Genomic DNA, 17,679 nt, shown 5'->3' with positions numbered 1-17,679 from the left:
ACCCACCATCTCCGGACAGCTTTTGTATCTTAAGTTAACGATGCCCGCTGGCGCCGATATTCTCTTGGGGAGTTGTATCCCAGCGCACTGTGCGGATGGTTTTCATTGTAATGATTGAACGCCGCTGCAAGATTCTTCAGCTCTGTTCGCACATCGGGTTTTGGCATGAAGGCGATGTAATCTTCCTTCATCGTCTTCACGAACCGTTCTGCCATGCCGTTACTCTGTGGACTGCTCACTGCTGTTGTGCAGGGCTCCAGATTCAGTTCTCTGGCGAACTTCCGCGTTTCATGCGCTGTGTACGCTGAACCATTATCCGTCAGCCATTGCACTGGTTTATCCGGCAGCGCGCTACCGAAGCGTTTTTCCACCGACCTCAGCATCACATCCTGCACGGTTGAACTGTCATAACCCCTGGTGCTCGCTGCCCAGTCTATGGCCTCCCGGTCGCAGCAGTCCAGTGCGAACGTCACCCGCAGCTTCTCGCCGTTGTCACAACCGAACTCGAAGCCATCTGAGCACCAGCGCATATCGCTCTCTGCTACCGCGATTTTGCCTTTATGCTCCCGCTTCGGACGTTCAGTTTTATCATGCAACAACAGCAGGTTATGCTCGCTCATTATCCTGTAAAGCCGTTTGGCGTTCACCGGTGGAAGTCCCTCTGCACGACGTTGCTTACGCAGGATACCCCACACTCGGCGGTAACCGTAACTGGGCATGTCGCTGATGATACGGAGGATGTCCGATAATATCTCAGCATCAGCTTCGTCATTACGCCGGTTGCTGCGCCTGTCCAGCCAGTCGGCAGAACGGTTAACCCGCAGTGACAGCTGCGCACGCGACACGCTCATGGCGCGGCTGACCAGAGCTATTCCCCGTCCTTTGGCAACAAGGGCGCGTGCGCTATCCATTTTCGCGACTGGCGGTACTCCACTGCTTCTTTGAGGATCTCAACTTCCATCGTCTTCTTACCCAGAAGGCGCTGTAGCTCCCGGACCTGCTTGAGGGCAGTCGCCAGCGCCGAAGCTGGAACCACTTCTTCTCCGGCCGCAACGGCGGTGAGGCTTCCTTCCTGGTATTGCTTCTTCCACTTAAACAAAAGGCTGCGCTGGATGCCATGCAGGCGGGCTACATGGGAGACGTTCATCCCCGGCTCCATTGTCTGCTGAATGATGGCGATTTTCTCTTGCGGAGTTTTACGCTTACGGACTTCTTGCCCTAACAGGATCCCGGTCATTTCAAAATTAGCATGATTGTTAGACATATATCTAAGCCTATCTCTTATCTGGAGATACAGCTACTGTCTGCTGTTACAGGGGGCTACATCACAGATACGACAATTCGACCGGATCTTCCCGCGCATCGTCACGTAGCCAGTAGTAATTATCAATGCGTGTATCACCGTGGGTCGTGAGGGGATACGGACGTTTTTCTGACTGAGGTGCTTTCATTGCGTGCCATCCTGTTTTCTGGAAAGAAAATCGTGGCACGATTCTCTGAGAAAGCCAAGCGGTGCTGTTTGTGTGTATGGTTTGCTGTCTCTGATATCCTCGTCGCTGATGCGTAAGCAAACGTTTTCCTTTATACTGCGCGCCATGTCAATACAGAGCGGGAAAGCATAATGTTAACGGTTGGAACAGCGCTACGCGCGTCATGTTATTAGGTTGCGGAGAACTGGGTAAAGAAGTGGCGATAGAGTGCCAGCGGCTGGGCGTTGAGGTGATTGGTGTCGATCGCTATACCAATGCTCCCGCCATGCATATCGCTCACCGCAGCCACGTCATTAACATGCTGGATGGTGCAGCATTGCGTGCTGTTATCGAACTTGAGCGTCCCGATTACATTGTGCCGGAAATTGAAGCCATTGCCACCGACATGCTGGAGACGTTAGAGCAGGAAGGCCACCATGTGGTGCCCTGTGCCAAGGCCACGCGTCTGACCATGAACCGCGAGGGCATTCGTCGTCTGGCGGCAGAAACGCTGAGTTTGCCCACTTCGTCCTACCGTTTTGCCGCCAGCGAAGACACGTTCAAACAGGCCATTGCCGAAATCGGTTACCCCTGCATCGTTAAGCCGGTCATGAGTTCATCAGGTAAAGGACAAAGTTTGATCCGTTGTGAAGAACAACGGGATCAGGCTTGGAAATACGCACAAGAAGGTGGACGTGCGGGCGGCGGTAAGGTCATCGTGGAAGGTCTGGTAAACTTTGATTTCGAAATCACGTTATTAACGGTCAGCGCCAGTGACGGTATCCACTTCTGCGCGCCCATCGGCCACCATCAGGAGGACGGCGACTATCGCGAGTCATGGCAGCCTCAGCAGATGAGCGAACGGGCTCTGGCGCGTGCGCAGCAGATAGCCCGCGATGTGGTCAGTGCACTGGGGGGTTATGGCCATATCGTTATACACATCTTTTGGCCATTTTTTGAACAGGATGCTCAGAACCCCGTGAATTAAGGCATTCAAGCCATCCCATTGGCTTTTTGAGGTTCAAAATGCCACTCTGAGATAAACCCGTAACTCATTGATTAAACAGTGCGTTAGAAAGATGTGTATAACGATATGGGTTATGGCCTGTTTGGCGTAGAGCTGTTTGTGTGCGGCGATGAGGTTATCTTCAGCGAAGTGTCACCGCGCCCACATGATACCGGCATGGTCACGCTGATCTCGCAAGATCTTTCCGAGTTTGCTCTTCACGTACGCGCTTTTTTAGGTTTGCCTGTCGGTGCAGTACGTCAATATGGACCTGCCGCTTCTGCCGTTATCTTGCCTGAGTTGGTGAGCGATAACGTCAGCTACAGTGGATTAGAACATGCTCTGCGCCCCGGTACGCAAATTCGCCTCTTCGCCAAACCGAATATCGAAGGTAAGCGCCGAATGGGTGTGGCGCTGGCCGTGGCTGATAATATCGATGATGCAGTGGGGTTGGCAGTCTCAGTCGCCAGTGCAGTAAAAGTGACCGGATAACCACCTCCTCCCCTCAAAAAAAGCCACGCAATGCGTGGCTTTTTTGTAGTAATCACGTTTTAGGCTGTAGCGCCTGCAACCGCTTCGCGTGCCAGTTCGGTAATGCGTGCGTAGTCGCCGCTTTCCAGCGCATCGTTTGGCACCAGCCAGGAGCCGCCCACGCACAGCACGCTTTTCAGTGCCAGATAGTCACGGTAGTTTTTCAGTGAGATACCACCAGTCGGGCAGAAGCGGATCTGGGAGAACGGACCTGCAATCGCTTGCAGCGCTTTTACGCCGCCGTTCGCTTCCGCCGGGAAGAATTTGAACTCACGCAAACCGTAGTCCATACCCAGCATCAGTTCAGAAACGGTGCTGATACCCGGAATCAACGCAATCGGACCTTCCAAGGCAGCTTTCAGTAACGGCTCTGTCAAGCTGGGGCTGATAGCGAACTGTGCGCCAGCAGCAATCACATCCGCCAACTGCTGCGGATTGGTTACTGTGCCAGCACCGACAATCGCGTCAGGTATTTCTTTGGCAATGGCACGGATCGCGTCTACTGCGCAGTCGGTACGCAACGTGACTTCCAGAACTCGAACGCCACCCGCTACCAGGGCTTTCGCCATCGGTACTGCGTGTTCCAGTTTGTTCACTACAATGACTGGAACCACAGGACCCGTGGTCAAAATTTGCTCTGCGCTCGTTTTCCAGTTTTTCATTCGTCATCATCTACTGTCATGCCCGGAGGCATCATTAGTCATATAGCGCGCCCCTGCCACAGGGATCTGCCAAAAGCAGACGTCCGACCGCACCGAGTTTTAGTCAAACATTACAAACAAAAATTCCATCGATTACCGGGCACTGCCGCACGTAACCCGTACGGCAGCAGCCAATCGCTTATTCCACTTCGTTCCAGGAACGGCCATCCCGGGTGATCATGGCGACAGAGGCCACCGGCCCCCAGGTGCCTGCCTGATACGGTTTCGGCGCATCGTTGTCCATCGCCCAGGCTTCCATGATGGAGTCCACCCATTTCCAGGCCTCTTCTGTCTCATCACGACGCACGAACAGGGCCTGAATACCGCGCATGGTTTCCAGCAACAGACGTTCGTAGGCATCGGCCAAATGCTGCTGATTAAAGGTTTCAGAGAAGCTCAAGTCTAGCTTCACGATTTGCAGACGGTGTTTATGTTCCAACCCGGGAATTTTGTTCAAAATTTGAATTTCAACGCCTTCATCGGGCTGCAAGCGGATGATCAATTTATTCTGCGGCAGTTGCTGGTAAGAATCGTGGAACAGGTTCAACGCCGGATTTTTGAAATAAACCACCACTTCCGAACACTTGGTTGGCAAACGCTTGCCTGTGCGCAGATAGAACGGCACACCCGCCCAACGCCAGTCATCAATATCCACGCGGATCGCAACGAACGTCTCGGTGTTGCTGCTTTTGTTGGCACCCTCTTCTTCCAGATAGCCTGGCACTTTATGGCCCTGAACAAAACCGCCGGTATACTGGCCGCGCACCGTGGTTTCATGCACGTTGGAACGATCGATGCGGCGCAGTGAACGCAACACTTTCACTTTTTCGTCACGAATCCGGTCGGTGCTCAGATCCGACGGCGGGGACATCGCGATCATGGTCAGGATCTGCAACAGATGGTTCTGGATCATGTCGCGCATCTGCCCAGCCTGGTCGAAATAGCCCCAACGCCCCTCAATGCCTACCTCCTCCGCTACGGTGATCTGCACGTGGTCGATGGTGCGGTGATCCCAGTTGGCAGAGAACAGCGAGTTGGCAAAACGCAGCGCCAATAGGTTGAGTACCGTCTCTTTACCCAGATAATGGTCGATGCGGTACACCTGACACTCGTCGAAATATTCGGCTACCTGATTGTTGATCTCGCGAGAAGAAGCCAGATCGGAGCCCAGCGGTTTTTCCATCACCACGCGCGACGGCGACTTGTTAAGCCCCGCTTCACCCAACCCGCGACAAATTGCGCCGAAAGTGCTGGGCGGCATGGCGAAATAGTTGATGGTGGTACGGTTCTTTTGATCGAGCATTTTGCTCAGACGTTTGAAACCGGCAGTATCCTGTACATCGAGATTGCAAAAATCCAGCCGACCGCTCAGCGTTTGCCACAGTCCGTCATCGATAGGCTCCTTCATGAAGGTGTCTAATGCTTCGCGGACTACGCTGACATATTTTTCCTTATCCCACTCTGCTCGTCCCACGCCGATGATGCGCGTGTCCGGGTGAATGTGACCGGCTTTTTCCAATTGATACAGAGACGGCAGCAATTTTCGGCGCGCCAAATCGCCTTTCGCACCGAAAATAACCAGATCACACGCCTGGGCTGTTGAAGTTACCGCCATGTTCATCTCCTCGTTGCAGGATGCTGTAATTTTATTACAGCAATAATGTACTCTTTTTGACTAGGACCCGTAAACCCGTCAATTGTAGTGGTGTAGTGGCACACTGATACTGGCCACCTGATCGGAGGTGATATGCTCACCTCATCAACACGACAGGTGACCTCATGGGTAAACATTTTACGGCGGAATTTAAGCTCGAAGCCGCAAAGCTGGTTGTCGACCACGGCTACACATACGTTAAGGCCGCAGAGGCGGTTAATGTCAGCCATTCTGCCATTAGTCGCTGGGTCAATAAGCTTCGCCTTGAACGACAGGGAAAAACGCCAACGGGACTTCCTCTTACCCCTGAACAGCTCGAGCTGCGTGAGATGAAGAAAAAAGTCCAATGCCTTGAAATGGAGAACGAAATCCTAAAAAAGGCTACGGCGCTCTTAATGTCGGACTCACTCAACGGTTCACGGTAGTCGACAGGCTGAGGGCGCGATACCCGGTCACGGCGTTGTGCCAAACTTTTGAGGTACATCGCAGCAGCTACAGGCACTGGCAGGCTTCCGCTAATGAACCCGACGGTGAGCGCGTGGTTAAGTGTAGTCGCGTCATGGAAGCCTGGAACGCCAGCGGCGGCTCTGCCGGCGCTCGAAGTATCGCGACCATCGTCACCGGCAGCTCCGGTGTCAAAATGGGGCGCTGGCTGGCTGGCAAGCTGATGAAGGAGCTGGGTATCGCCAGCTGCCAGCGACCGGCTCACAAATACAAACGCGGCGGCAATGAACACGTTGAAATACCGAACTATCTCAACCGCCAGTTCGCGGTTACCGCGCCGGATCAGGTCTGGTGCGGCGATGTGACCTACATCTGGACGGGCAAATGCTGGGCTTACCTTGCGGTGGTGCTAGACCTGTTCGCCCGCAAACCGGTGGGCTGGGCCATGTCGACGTCGCCGGACTCGGCGCTGACAGTTAAAGCGTTGCAGATGGCCTGGGAACTCCGGGGACAACCAACAGGAGTCATGTTCCACAGCGACCAGGGCAGCCACTATACCAGCCGTCAATACCGGCAAGCCCTGTGGCGCTGCCGGATAAAGCAGAGTATGAGTCGGCGGGGTAACTGCTGGGATAATGCGCCAATGGAGCGGTTCTTCCGCAGCCTGAAGACAGAATGGGTGCCGACAAAGGGTTACAACAGCTTCAGCGAAGCCCAGGACGCGATTATCCGCTACATCACGGGGTATTACAGCGCTATCCGGCCTCACTGGTATAACGGCGGCTTAACTCCAAACGAATCTGAGCGACTGTTCTACATACAGTCTAATGCGGTGGCCAATATTAGTTGACCACTACAAGTGTCAGATCAAGTCGCGACTAATACAACTAAAGCATCAACTCACCGTATCTGTTTGCTGAGCGCGTTTGGACCGTTTATCCGCTCGTTTTTCTGCTGCGGTTTTCAACGGTTTTTTCTTGCTGTTTTTTTTGCTGTTCATGCCTTTACTCATTTGATTTGCCTCTCTCGGTAAAAGGTGGTTTGCCCTACCATTAACCACCTGTTGAGCATAACATACAAGCGAAAAAAGTGTTTTGGACAGCAGATTCCAGGCTATTTTGCCTTGGGTTCGTAGGGGAGGTGGGAGAACTGCAACGAACGTTGGCGGTAGAACGCGATGCGTTCACGAAAATAGTCACGCAGATGCTCCGGTTGCTCTCTTTCAACCACTTCTGGAATGACTGGCATGTTGTACCGTTCTTTGAACGCCACGCCAGAGGCTGCGAGATCAACATTCACTTTGTCCATCTCTTGCGCAGGAAGGTTAGCCAGATTATACGCCATTGTTCTTATCCTCAGGGCCGCCAGTGAGCGTGCATGATAGCATTTTTTTTGCCTGCCGGGCATACGTCACCTCGTTATACACAAGTCCGCAACGCCTTATATGCCAAGGGTTAGCGGGCTGAAATAGGCAGCCGGTGGGGTTGTAAATGAAGTGAAACCGACGTGTACTATCGCCATTTACGGCGCTGAAAAATGACACGGGATTCAGATGGCTGGGCACACCAAGAACTGGAAGGGGTAAATCTTGGTGACACGAGGCTCAATAAGCGTGCCAAAGGGCTTTTGATACGGCTGGCTGAGAATCCGCAAGCCAGCATTCCGCATGCGTGCCTCGGATGGTCTGAGACGCTGGGTGCTTACCGCTTCATGGAGAACCAAGCATTCGAATGGCGAGACATTCTGCAACCTCACTGGCAGCGTACGCAGGAAAGGATCCGAGAACACGAGGTTGTGCTGTGTATCCAAGACACTGATGTAGCCCCCTGTAACACCAGACAGTAGCTGTATCTCCAGATAAGAGATAGGCTTAGATATATGTCTAACAATCATGCTAATTTTGAAATGACCGGGATCCTGTTAGGGCAAGAAGTCCGTAAGCGTAAAACTCCGCAAGAGAAAATCGCCATCATTCAGCAGACAATGGAGCCGGGGATGAACGTCTCCCATGTAGCCCGCCTGCATGGCATCCAGCCCAGCCTTTTGTTTAAGTGGAAGAAGCAATACCAGGAAGGAAGCCTCACCGCCGTTGCGGCCGCAGAAGAAGTGGTTCCAGCTTCGGCGCTGGCGACTGCCCTCAAGCAGGTCCGGGAGCTACAGCGCCTTCTGGGTAAGAAGACGATGGAAGTTGAGATCCTCAAAGAAGCAGTGGAGTACCGCCAGTCGCGAAAATGGATAGCGCACGCGCCCTTGTTGCCAAAGGACGGGGAATAGCTCTGGTCAGCCGCGCCATGAGCGTGTCGCGTGCGCAGCTGTCACTGCGGGTTAACCGTTCTGCCGACTGGCTGGACAGGCGCAGCAACCGGCGTAATGACGAAGCTGATGCTGAGATATTATCGGACATCCTCCGTATCATCAGCGACATGCCCAGTTACGGTTACCGCCGAGTGTGGGGTATCCTGCGTAAGCAACGTCGTGCAGAGGGACTTCCACCGGTGAACGCCAAACGGCTTTACAGGATAATGAGCGAGCATAACCTGCTGTTGTTGCATGATAAAACTGAACGTCCGAAGCGGGAGCATAAAGGCAAAATCGCGGTAGCAGAGAGCGATATGCGCTGGTGCTCAGATGGCTTCGAGTTCGGTTGTGACAACGGCGAGAAGCTGCGGGTGACGTTCGCACTGGACTGCTGCGACCGGGAGGCCATAGACTGGGCAGCGAGCACCAGGGGTTATGACAGTTCAACCGTGCAGGATGTGATGCTGAGGTCGGTGGAAAAACGCTTCGGTAGCGCGCTGCCGGATAAACCAGTGCAATGGCTGACGGATAATGGTTCAGCGTACACAGCGCATGAAACGCGGAAGTGTAGTGGCACACTGATACTGGCCACCTGATCCGAGCCAATTTTGACATTATTGACGGATTCATCGATCAGCGTTTCAATTTCTTTTGCCACCTGAGCGCTACGCTGAGCCAGGTTACGTACCTCTCCTGCCAGTACGGCAAAACCTCGCCCTTGTTCACCTGCACGTGCGGCTTCAACGGCCCCATTCAGCGCCAGAATGTTGGTCTGAAAGGCAATGCCGTTAATCACGGAAATGATATCGGCAATTTTTTGCGAGCTGCTGCTGATCGTACTCATGGTTTTGATCACGCCGTTAACGATATCACCGCCTTCATTTGCGGTCTGTGAAGCGTTCTTCGCAACCAGACTAGCCTGATTGGCGTTATCCGCATTTTGTTTCACCACTGCGCTCAACTGCTCCATGCTGGCAGCAGTCGGCTCTAAGGCTGATGCCTGCCTGCTCTTCGGTGCGCGATGAAAGATCGGTGTTACCCGACGCAATTTCCCCGGCGCTGCGGTAAATTTCTTCTGCACTACCGCGAATATCCGATACGGTCTTCACCCAGTTGTTCTGCATTTGCTGAACGAAAGGAGCCAACCTGCCAACACAGTTCTTCCCCATCTGCTCCAAAGGCGTATGCAAAATGCCCTCAGCTAATACTTCCAGGTGCTGCTGAATGCGCTCCAACGGACGAACCACGAACGCCGCCAGATAGCGATCGGTCAACACCACAATTACCGCGCCTACGGTCAGCGCGGCAATCAGGATACGTTTGCACCATTCCACCCAACCGCTAATGCGCTTCTGTGCCTGCTCTTTTAAATCAGCAATAACCGCGTTGTATTTGTCGATAGCCGTCGTGAAATCACGACGCAGTTCGCGATAAGCGCCGCTGGAGATCTGTTGAAAGGTATCCGCACGATCGGCTTTCAACGCCTCATACATCGGAACCATGGCCTGACTATACAGCCGATAGGAGCTGTTATAGATTTCATCCACCGTCGCGTTATTGATATTGGCGTGATCGGTCACCTTAAAAGTGTCCAGGCCCTGTTTTAAACGGGCCAACTCTTCCTCTGCGGTGCGCAATTCAGTAGCGAGTAACGTTGGGTTGTTGCTGGTTTTCGCTTCAGCGGCGCGATCCAATGCGCTTTTCGCACGGTAATATTGACCGCTGGCACCATTAATAATGTCGCCGTTAATTTGCTGTACATTGGTGAGATCAATTTCATCGTTAAGCTGGCTAAGCGAGTAGAGCACGAACGCCGAAACACCGACCCACAGCAAGGAAAACAGGATCAGGATAAGCACCAGCATGGTCCTTATTTTGGTATCGCGGATAAAATTCATAATATTTGCCCTGAAAAGGTAATGATTAGGGGTTCATCGAAGTGAACCAAATCCATGCTTCCTTGCGTGGAAACCGCGCAAGTCTACCTGCGGGCCGAGATTGTCCATAGTTGTGTAACGCTCAATGCATTAAGGTTATCGACATGTTATTGATACACTTGAGGGTTACGTTAAAATATTTTTATTATAATTAAAAAAAACATGTAATTTAGCAGTGGGTACTAAGAGAGACAGCTGAGGGTAATACAGAATACGCAGTAACAGGCTAGCGCCTGTTACTGCCGCATTGGCTAGAGAGCAACTTAGTCGCGAAAGAGATCGTCCCGGCAGTAGGGTTCTGTCTCACCCGGTTTGCGGGTTTTCAACAGCTTCAAAATCCAGGTGTACTGCTCCGGGTTCGGGCTGACCAATTGCTCGACTTCTTCATTCATCCGGCGTGCAATCTGGACGTCATCCGCCTCAAGTAAGTCATCCATTGGTGGACGGATCACCACATCCAGTACCCCTTCCGCGGCGTTATACACCGGAAACAGCGGTACCACGGAGGCTTTACAGACCTTCATCAAACGACCTATAGAGGGTAAGGTAGCTTTGTAGGTGGCAAAAAAATCAACAAATTCGCTGTGTTCAGGACCGTGATCCTGATCGGGCAGATAATAGCCCCAGTAACCATTACGAATTGAACTTATAAAAGGCTTGATGCCATCATTTCGGGCATGAACGCGGGCATTAGTGCAAAGGCGTGCGCTGTTCCACAGATAATCTACCAGCGGATTTTTTTGATTATGCATCATTGCCGCAATTTTTTGGCCTTTGGCAGAGATCAGCATAGCGGGAATATCAACGCCCCACCCATGAGGCACCAAAAAGATGATATTGCGCTCTTGCTGCTGAAGCGCTTCGACGATTTCCCAACCGTGCCAGCGCAGTTTTTTCTGCACATAAGCCGGACCACGAACCGCCACCTCGGCCATCATCACCATCGCCTGCGGTGCGGTAGCAAACATTCTGTCGATAATCGCTTCCCGCTTTGATTCGGACAGTTCAGGAAAACAATAGAGCAGATTGATTCTGGCTCGTCTTCTCGCGCCTTTGGCAAACCGTCCTACCAGCTTGCCCAACTGTCCCAACACCGGGTCGCGCCAGCGAGCGGGTACATAAACGGTTGCCGCCATGGCTCCTGCGGCTAGCCAGACTCCCCAATAACGCGGTAGATAAAATTCGCGTTTGAACTCTGGAATAAACTCGGCGCTATTTTTTTTCTCTGTATTCATGCCTTAACTCTTCATATACAACATAGGGTAATGATAATTGTCCGCTCAGGTTTTGCAATCATCTTACCTATAAACGCATGACGGGTATAAATAAAACAGCCGACAGCAAGCTGTCGGCTGAAAATTAACAATGCCAGATATTAATCAAACTTGAGCTGCGGAGTCACCTCTCTGACCAGCGCCAGGTACTCGCGACGCTCCTGACCCGCCAACCCTTCCGAGCGCGGTAGTTTCGCCGTCAACGGGTTTACCGCTTGGTGGTTGATCCAGAACTCATAGTGTAAATGTGGGCCAGTTGAGCGTCCGGTATTGCCGGAGAGCGCAATACGATCGCCGCGTTTCACTTTCTGCCCAGGTTTAACCAGCAGGCGATTTAAGTGCATATAGCGCGTGGTATATTGGCGCCCGTGGCGGATCTCAACGAAGTTGCCAGTATCCGGCCCGCGCGATGCGGCCACCACCTCACCATCGCCAACCGACAGCACCGGAGTTCCTACCGGCATGGAGAAATCCACACCGCGGTGCGGCGTCACGCGCCCGGTGACGGGATTGAGACGACGCGGATTAAAATTCGAAGAGACGCGGAATTGCTTCATGGTAGGGAAACGCATGAAGCCACGGGTCAACCCAGAGCCTTCCCGATCGTAGAACTTGCCGTCTGCCGCGCGGATAGCAAAGTAATCCTTATCGCCAGTGTTAAGACGAACACCGATCAATTCGCTCTGCTCACTGCGGCCATCAAGAATTTCCCGAGACAGCAATACTGAGAAATTATCGTCTTTACGCAGTTTGCGGAAATCGAGCTGCCATTGCAGCGCTTTGATCACCGCACTGACTTCACTGTCAGTCAGCCCCGCCGCTTTGGCGCTCTGCACAAAACTGCCACTCAGGCGACCGTTGATAACGCGGTTGTGCCACTCCCCTTTCTGCATCTCAACGCGTTCTTTAAAACCGTTATCACCGCGCTCATAGATACGGGTTTCACGGCGCGAAATCTGCCATGTCAGGCTCTGCAACTCACCGTCATCGTTGACCGCCCAAGAGAGTTGCTGCCCGATTTTGAGATTACGCAGGTCGTCGTGTTTATTAGCCAGCAGTGTCACGTCAACCATATCTATGCCGTACTGGGTTAAAATACTGCTTAGCGTATCCCCCGTCGACACCACATACTCATGCACGCTGCTGTCATCACTGCCGGTAGTACTCAGTTCATCCGCAGGAATCGCCACTGGCGGCGTCGGTTGCTCAATGCTTTCGCTATCCATCGGCTCACTGGCTTCATGCGCGAGCGTCTGCGGTTGCGTAACTGTTTGAATGGGTGTGGGTGCAGTGTTAATCGGGGCTTCTTTGACGGTAACAGGCGTATCATCAGCGGGGGGATAGACAACGGGCCGCCAAACGGCGACGGTCAGGGTGATGACACTCAACGACCCCAGCATTATGCGATGGGGTCGCGGCAAGTTGTTATACGCTATAGCGATAGTTCGGACTATCTGCTGCACTTATCGGCATCCTCATGATCTCTTCTCCAGGCAGCGGCTATACTGATCGGACAGCTGTAACAGAAACTCGGCATAACTGCCCTTACTTAGCGCAATGTTGCTTCCCAATGGATCCAGTACGCCAATGCGTACATCTGTTCCTTTGGCAATAGCGTTGATAACCGCTGGCCTGAATTGCGGCTCAGCAAAGACACATACGGCCTTCTGCTCAACCAGTTGTTTTCGTATCTGGTGTAAACGCTGTGCACCGGGTTGAATGGCTGGGTTGATAGTGAAATAGCCTAGCGGGCTTAACCCGAAACGCTTCTCAAAATAGTCATAGGCATCGTGAAAAACGAAGTAGCCCTTCCCCTTGACAGGTGCCAGCATATTAACAACTTTTTCTTCTGTCTGCGCGAGTTGATCTGTAAAATTAAGCAGATTCGCGTCTAGTTTGTCTTTCTTTTGTGGCATTAGTTCCAATAATTTTGCATGAATTGCGATTGCAGTCTGCTTTGCCATCTCTGGGGACAGCCAAATGTGCATATTGTACTCGCCATGGTGATGCCCTTCATGAGCGTCTTCATCTGCGCCGTGGTCGTGGTGAGCATCAGCACTTCCATGCTCGTGTTGATGATCGGCGTCATCATGATCTGCGGCGTCATGATGCTCGTGCTCTTCCGCTTCAGCATGCTCATCATCGTGATGTCCACTCTCTTTTATCAGCGCGTTCTGAATGGCTGGCAAGCCTGCCAACGAAATCTGCGGGGCAGCGGAATGGGGGGATGCCAGCGGCTTGGTTAAAAACGCTTCCATTTCCGGCCCAACCCAAATAACCAGCTCTGCCGACTGTAAACGCTGGACATCGCTCGGGCGCAGGGCATAATCGTGAGGCGATGCGCCATCAGGCAATAGCACCTCCGTTGGCGTTACCCCATCGGCGATGGCCGCCGCAATGAACCCGAGAGGACGAACGAAAGTAACGACCGCCGCCTGAGCACTTTCAACAGTGATACCCGCAAAGAATAGTGCACCCGCGACAAATAGGGCTTTCAATTTTTGTTCATTTGGCGATTTTTTCGGTGTGAAGCTGGCTGACATGCGTGTTTTCTCATTCATTTACCGTTAATTTTGTAATATTATAACGTCACAGACACTCTGCAAACTAAATTTTATGTCTACACTCGTTTCGCTCGATCGCATTTCCGTCGCCTTTGGTGAACGTAACGTGCTTAGCGACATTTCGCTGAACCTGCAATCGGGCCGCATTCTCACGCTGCTTGGGCCCAATGGCGCAGGAAAATCCACGCTGGTACGCGTGGTGCTCGGACTGCTGCCGCCCACGGTAGGCACCCTGCATAAGCAACCGAATTTACGCATTGGCTACGTGCCGCAAAAACTGCATCTGGATGCTAGCCTGCCCTTGACCGTGGGTCGCTTTATGCGATTACGTCCCGGCGTTTGTAGTGGCACACTGATACTGGCCACCTGATCGGAGGTGATATGCTCACCTCATCAACACGACAGGTGACCTCATGGGTAAACATTTTACGGTGGAATTTAAGCTCGAAGCCGCAAAGCTGGTTGTCGACCACGGCTACACATACGTTAAGGCCGCAGAGGCGGTTAATGTCAGCCATTCTGCCATTAGTCGCTGGGTCAATAAGCTTCGCCTTGAACGACAGGGAAAAACGCCAACGGGACTTCCTCTTACCCCTGAACAACTCGAGCTGCGTGAGATGAAGAAAAAAGTCCAATGCCTTGAAATGGAGAACGAAATCCTAAAAAAGGCTACGGCGCTCTTAATGTCGGACTCACTCAACGGTTCACGGTAGTCGACAGGCTGAGGGCGCGATACCCGGTCACGGCGTTGTGCCAAACTTTTGAGGTACATCACAGCAGCTACAGGCACTGGCAGGCTTCCGCTAATGAACCCGACGGTGAGCGCGTGGTTAAGTGTAGTCGCGTCATGGAAGCCTGGAACGCCAGCGGCGGCTCTGCCGGCGCTCGAAGTATCGCGACCATCGTCACCGGCAGCTCTGGTGTCAAAATGGGGCGCTGGCTGGCTGGCAAGCTGATGAAGGAGCTGGGTATCGCCAGCTGCCAGCGACCGGCTCACAAATACAAACGCGGCGGCAATGAACACGTTGAAATACCGAACTATCTCAACCGCCAGTTCGCGGTTACCGCGCCGGATCAGGTCTGGTGCGGCGATGTGACCTACATCTGGACGGGCAAATGCTGGGCTTACCTTGCGGTGGTGCTAGACCTGTTCGCCCGCAAACCGGTGGGCTGGGCCATGTCGACGTCGCCGGACTCGGCGCTGACAGTTAAAGCGTTGCAGATGGCCTGGGAACTCCGGGGACAACCAACAGGAGTCATGTTCCACAGCGACCAGGGCAGCCACTATACCAGCCGTCAATACCGGCAAGCCCTGTGGCGCTGCCGGATAAAGCAGAGTATGAGTCGGCGGGGTAACTGCTGGGATAATGCGCCAATGGAGCGGTTCTTCCGCAGCCTGAAGACAGAATGGGTGCCGACAAAGGGTTACAACAGCTTCAGCGAAGCCCAGGACGCGATTATCCGCTACATCACGGGGTATTACAGCGCTATCCGGCCTCACTGGTATAACGGCGGCTTAACTCCAAACGAATCTGAACGACTGTTCTACATACAGTCTAATGCGGTGGCCAATATTAGTTGACCACTACAGTTAAGCAACAGGATATTTTGCCTGCGCTCAAGCGGGTCCAGGCCGCTCATTTGTTGGATCAACCGATACAAAAGCCAAAAGCTCTCGGGTGGCGAGACTCAGCGGGTGCTGCTGGCACGTGCGCTACTCAATCAGCCTCAATTGCTGGTGTTGGATGAGCCGACACAGGGGGTGGATGTCAACGGACAATTGGCACTGTACGACCTTATCAACCAGCTGCGGCAGGAGTTTAACTGCGGCGTGTTGATGGTTTCACACGACTTGCACTTGGTGATGGCCAAAACCGACGAAGTACTGTGCCTGAATCAGCATGTGTACTGTTCGGGTGCGCCAGAGGTCGTCTCTCTTCATCCTCAATTTCTTGCCATGTTCGGCCCGCGCGGCGCAAAAGCAACTGGCGGTGTATCGCCACCACCATAATCATCGTCACGATTTAAACGGACGCATTATTTTAAAACGACAGGGCGGCAACGATGCATGATTGACATTTTGCTCCCCGGTTGGCTGGCCGGTATTTTTCTCGCATGTGCGGCCGGTCCACTCGGTTCGTTCGTGGTCTGACGACGGATGTCTTATTTTGGTGATACGCTGGCCCATGCCTCTCTGCTGGGCGTTGCCATCGGTTTCCTGTTGGATATCAACGTCTATTACGCCGTTATTCTGGTAACACTACTGCTGGCACTGGGATTGGTGTGGCTTGAACGACGCCCGTATCTTGCCATCGACACGCTGCTTGGCATCATGGCGCACAGCGCGCTGTCGTTAAGGCTGGTGGTGGTTAGCCTGATGAACAACATTCGTGTTGACTTGATGACCTACCTGTTTGTTGATTTGCTGTCGGTAACGACGCAGGATTTGTGGTTGATTGGACCGGGCGTGCTGGTAGTGATTGCCATCATGTGTTGGCAATGGCGTTCATTGCTTTCCATGACTATCAGCCAGGAGTTGGCACACGTAGACGGTGTCAATTTACAACGCACCCGTTTAATCCTGATGCTGGTAACCGCGTTGACCATCGGGCTGGCAATGAAATTTGTCGGTGCGCTGATCATCACCTCATTGCTGATCATTCCCGCCGTGACCGGCGGCCTGATCTTCTCCGCCTTTTACAACACCCCAGCAGGCCCTTCTGTGGTGCTCAGCGCCTCGTTTCTGTTTATGCTGAGTCTGATTCGTAAACAACCCGCCTGAAGGCGGGTCAGGTTCTATCGATACCGAAATGGCGATACGCGTGCGCGGTGGCAATACGCCCGCGCGGCGTACGCTGAATAAAGCCCTGCTGAATCAGGTAAGGCTCCAGCACATCTTCAATGGTTTCCCGCTCTTCACCGATGGCCGCCGCCAGATTATCCAGCCCCACAGGCCCACCGGTAAATTTATCGATGATGGCCAGCAGCAGTTTGCGATCCATATAATCGAAGCCTTCCGTGTCTACCGCCAGCATATCCAGGGCCAGCCTCGCAGTTTCGGCATTAATGGCTCCACTCGATTTTACCTCTGAGTAATCACGGACCCGTCGCAGCAAACGGTTGGCAATACGCGGCGTGCCACGGGAACGTCGAGCCACTTCTAACGCCCCCTCATCGGTAAGATCCAGCCCAAGGCATGCCGCGCTGCGGCCGACAATATGCTGTAAATCCTCGACCTTGTAGAACTCGAGCCGTTGCACAATGCCAAAACGATCGCGCAGTGGTGACGTCAAAGAGCCAGCACGGGTCGTCGCGCCAATCAGAGTAAACGGGGGAAGATCGAGTTTAATCGAACGCGCGGCAGGTCCCTCACCGATAATGATATCCAGTTGATAATCTTCCATCGCGGGATAGAGCACTTCTTCCACCACGGGCGACAAACGGTGGATTTCATCGATAAATAACACATCATGCGGTTCAAGGTTGGTCAACAGTGCGGCCAGGTCGCCGGCCTTCTCCAACACCGGGCCTGATGTGGTGCGCAGGTTCACGTTCATCTCATTGGCAACGATATTGGCGAGCGTTGTTTTTCCTAAACCGGGCGGACCAAAAATCAGCAAGTGATCCAGTGCATCACCCCGTTTGCGTGCCGCCTCAATAAAGATTTCCATCTGCTCGCGCACCTGAGGCTGTCCGACGTATTCCGCCAGCATGCGCGGACGGATCGCACGGTCAATGATCTCTTCTTCAGGCATTTCTTGCGCAGAGATCAGGCGGTCGGCTTCAATCATGGCAATCCCC

12 protein-coding genes and 7 pseudogenes are annotated in these 17,679 nt (G+C 53.1%); 9 read left to right on the top strand and 10 right to left on the bottom strand.

Features of this window, described 5'->3' with window-relative positions; all coding sequences use genetic code 11:
- Positions 1 to 29 precede the first annotated feature (29 nt).
- Positions 30 to 1,237, bottom strand: a protein-coding gene (locus ACWWJF_RS21200; RefSeq protein ID WP_455871194.1) for an IS3 family transposase whose coding sequence is annotated in 2 segments (ribosomal slippage) — positions 30 to 916 and positions 916 to 1,237 — 1,209 coding nt in all. Because the reading frame shifts where the segments join, the coding sequence is not laid out codon by codon here.
- A gap of 416 nt (positions 1,238 to 1,653) precedes the next feature.
- Between ACWWJF_RS21200 and purT the strand changes: the two are divergent.
- Together purT and ACWWJF_RS21190 are read left to right on the top strand one after the other, a co-directional pair.
- A pseudogene (gene purT, locus ACWWJF_RS21195) lies at positions 1,654 to 2,385 on the top strand (formate-dependent phosphoribosylglycinamide formyltransferase); the annotation flags it as partial.
- Between the two features lie 180 nt (positions 2,386 to 2,565).
- Positions 2,566 to 2,967, top strand: a pseudogene (locus tag ACWWJF_RS21190) (ATP-grasp domain-containing protein); the annotation flags it as partial.
- A 59-nt stretch (positions 2,968 to 3,026) separates the two neighbouring features.
- On the opposite strand, the gene ACWWJF_RS21185 reads toward ACWWJF_RS21190, so the two are convergent.
- Together ACWWJF_RS21185 and zwf are read right to left on the bottom strand one after the other, a co-directional pair.
- On the bottom strand, positions 3,027 to 3,668 hold the full coding sequence (locus ACWWJF_RS21185) for a bifunctional 4-hydroxy-2-oxoglutarate aldolase/2-dehydro-3-deoxy-phosphogluconate aldolase (RefSeq protein WP_455870503.1): 642 nt from the start codon (positions 3,666 to 3,668) through the stop codon (positions 3,027 to 3,029).
- Between the two features lie 178 nt (positions 3,669 to 3,846).
- Positions 3,847 to 5,322 carry a glucose-6-phosphate dehydrogenase gene (zwf, locus tag ACWWJF_RS21180; protein WP_455870502.1) on the bottom strand — a complete coding sequence of 492 codons (1,476 nt, stop codon included), beginning with the start codon at positions 5,320 to 5,322 and terminating at the stop codon, positions 3,847 to 3,849.
- Positions 5,323 to 5,486: 164 nt separating this feature from the next.
- Here zwf and ACWWJF_RS21175 point away from each other — a divergent pair.
- A protein-coding gene (locus ACWWJF_RS21175) for an IS3 family transposase (protein WP_455868400.1) occupies positions 5,487 to 6,655 on the top strand; the annotation gives its coding sequence in 2 pieces (ribosomal slippage) (positions 5,487 to 5,742 and positions 5,742 to 6,655; 1,170 coding nt in all).
- Positions 6,656 to 6,918: 263 nt separating this feature from the next.
- On the opposite strand, the gene ACWWJF_RS21170 is transcribed toward ACWWJF_RS21175, so the two are convergent.
- The gene (locus tag ACWWJF_RS21170) at positions 6,919 to 7,149 is read right to left on the bottom strand and encodes a DNA polymerase III subunit theta (protein ID WP_455870501.1); all 231 of its coding nucleotides are present in this window, start codon (positions 7,147 to 7,149) and stop codon (positions 6,919 to 6,921) included.
- A 192-nt stretch (positions 7,150 to 7,341) separates the two neighbouring features.
- On the opposite strand from ACWWJF_RS21170, the gene ACWWJF_RS21165 reads away from it, so the two are divergent.
- Both ACWWJF_RS21165 and ACWWJF_RS21160 read left to right on the top strand, forming a co-directional pair.
- Complete coding sequence (locus ACWWJF_RS21165) at positions 7,342 to 7,650, top strand: IS4/Tn5 family transposase DNA-binding protein (protein ID WP_455870500.1); 309 nt, start codon at positions 7,342 to 7,344, stop codon at positions 7,648 to 7,650.
- Between the two features lie 60 nt (positions 7,651 to 7,710).
- Positions 7,711 to 8,669, top strand: a pseudogene (locus tag ACWWJF_RS21160) (IS3 family transposase); the annotation flags it as partial.
- A gap of 101 nt (positions 8,670 to 8,770) precedes the next feature.
- Here the strand turns inward: ACWWJF_RS21160 and ACWWJF_RS21155 are convergent.
- From ACWWJF_RS21155 to znuA, 5 genes and pseudogenes are all read right to left on the bottom strand, one after another.
- Positions 8,771 to 9,073, bottom strand: a pseudogene (locus ACWWJF_RS21155) (methyl-accepting chemotaxis protein); the annotation flags it as partial.
- A complete protein-coding gene (locus ACWWJF_RS21150) occupies positions 9,033 to 9,968 on the bottom strand; it encodes a Tar ligand binding domain-containing protein (RefSeq protein WP_455870499.1) in 936 nt (311 codons plus the stop codon). The gene ACWWJF_RS21150 and the pseudogene ACWWJF_RS21155, both read right to left, overlap by 41 nt.
- A 335-nt stretch (positions 9,969 to 10,303) precedes the next feature.
- On the bottom strand, positions 10,304 to 11,275 hold the full coding sequence (gene lpxM / locus ACWWJF_RS21145; protein WP_455870498.1) for a lauroyl-Kdo(2)-lipid IV(A) myristoyltransferase: 972 nt from the start codon (positions 11,273 to 11,275) through the stop codon (positions 10,304 to 10,306).
- A 140-nt stretch (positions 11,276 to 11,415) separates the two neighbouring features.
- Positions 11,416 to 12,777, bottom strand: a complete 1,362-nt coding sequence (mepM, locus tag ACWWJF_RS21140; protein ID WP_455870497.1) for a murein DD-endopeptidase MepM — start codon at positions 12,775 to 12,777, stop codon at positions 11,416 to 11,418.
- Between the two features lie 12 nt (positions 12,778 to 12,789).
- Positions 12,790 to 13,857, bottom strand: coding sequence for a zinc ABC transporter substrate-binding protein ZnuA (gene znuA / locus ACWWJF_RS21135; RefSeq protein ID WP_455871193.1), 1,068 nt, complete (start codon positions 13,855 to 13,857; stop codon positions 12,790 to 12,792).
- A 73-nt stretch (positions 13,858 to 13,930) separates the two neighbouring features.
- On the opposite strand from znuA, the pseudogene ACWWJF_RS21130 reads away from it, so the two are divergent.
- From ACWWJF_RS21130 to znuB, 4 genes and pseudogenes are all read left to right on the top strand, one after another.
- Positions 13,931 to 14,218: pseudogene (locus tag ACWWJF_RS21130) on the top strand (ATP-binding cassette domain-containing protein); the annotation flags it as partial.
- 73 nt (positions 14,219 to 14,291) lie between these two features.
- A protein-coding gene (locus tag ACWWJF_RS21125; protein ID WP_455870496.1) for an IS3 family transposase occupies positions 14,292 to 15,460 on the top strand; the annotation gives its coding sequence in 2 pieces (ribosomal slippage) (positions 14,292 to 14,547 and positions 14,547 to 15,460; 1,170 coding nt in all).
- A gap of 11 nt (positions 15,461 to 15,471) precedes the next feature.
- Positions 15,472 to 15,950 (top strand): annotated as a pseudogene (gene znuC / locus ACWWJF_RS21120) (zinc ABC transporter ATP-binding protein ZnuC); the annotation flags it as partial.
- Positions 15,947 to 16,660: pseudogene (gene znuB, locus ACWWJF_RS21115) on the top strand (zinc ABC transporter permease subunit ZnuB). The pseudogenes znuC and znuB, both read left to right, overlap by 4 nt.
- A 7-nt stretch (positions 16,661 to 16,667) precedes the next feature.
- Here the strand turns inward: znuB and ruvB are convergent.
- Positions 16,668 to 17,669 carry a Holliday junction branch migration DNA helicase RuvB gene (ruvB, locus tag ACWWJF_RS21110; RefSeq protein ID WP_455870495.1) on the bottom strand — a complete coding sequence of 334 codons (1,002 nt, stop codon included), beginning with the start codon at positions 17,667 to 17,669 and terminating at the stop codon, positions 16,668 to 16,670.
- Positions 17,670 to 17,679: the final 10 nt, after the last annotated feature.

The organism is Symbiopectobacterium sp. Eva_TO, assembly GCF_053848865.1.
This window is presented reverse-complemented; position numbering and strand designations above follow the sequence as displayed.

What these genes read in the sequence shown, in the direction of transcription:
- ACWWJF_RS21185 (WP_455870503.1), bottom strand. Translation starts at nt 3,668, where the DNA reads ATGAAAAACTGGAAAACGAGCGCAGAGCAAATTTTGACCACGGGTCCT.
- zwf (WP_455870502.1), bottom strand. Translation starts at nt 5,322, where the DNA reads ATGGCGGTAACTTCAACAGCCCAGGCGTGTGATCTGGTTATTTTCGGT.
- ACWWJF_RS21170 (WP_455870501.1), bottom strand. Translation starts at nt 7,149, where the DNA reads ATGGCGTATAATCTGGCTAACCTTCCTGCGCAAGAGATGGACAAAGTG.
- ACWWJF_RS21165 (WP_455870500.1), top strand. Translation starts at nt 7,342, where the DNA reads ATGACACGGGATTCAGATGGCTGGGCACACCAAGAACTGGAAGGGGTA.
- ACWWJF_RS21150 (WP_455870499.1), bottom strand. Translation starts at nt 9,968, where the DNA reads ATGCTGGTGCTTATCCTGATCCTGTTTTCCTTGCTGTGGGTCGGTGTT.
- lpxM (WP_455870498.1), bottom strand. Translation starts at nt 11,275, where the DNA reads ATGAATACAGAGAAAAAAAATAGCGCCGAGTTTATTCCAGAGTTCAAA.
- znuA (WP_455871193.1), bottom strand. Translation starts at nt 13,857, where the DNA reads ATGTCAGCCAGCTTCACACCGAAAAAATCGCCAAATGAACAAAAATTG.
- ruvB (WP_455870495.1), bottom strand. Translation starts at nt 17,669, where the DNA reads ATGATTGAAGCCGACCGCCTGATCTCTGCGCAAGAAATGCCTGAAGAA.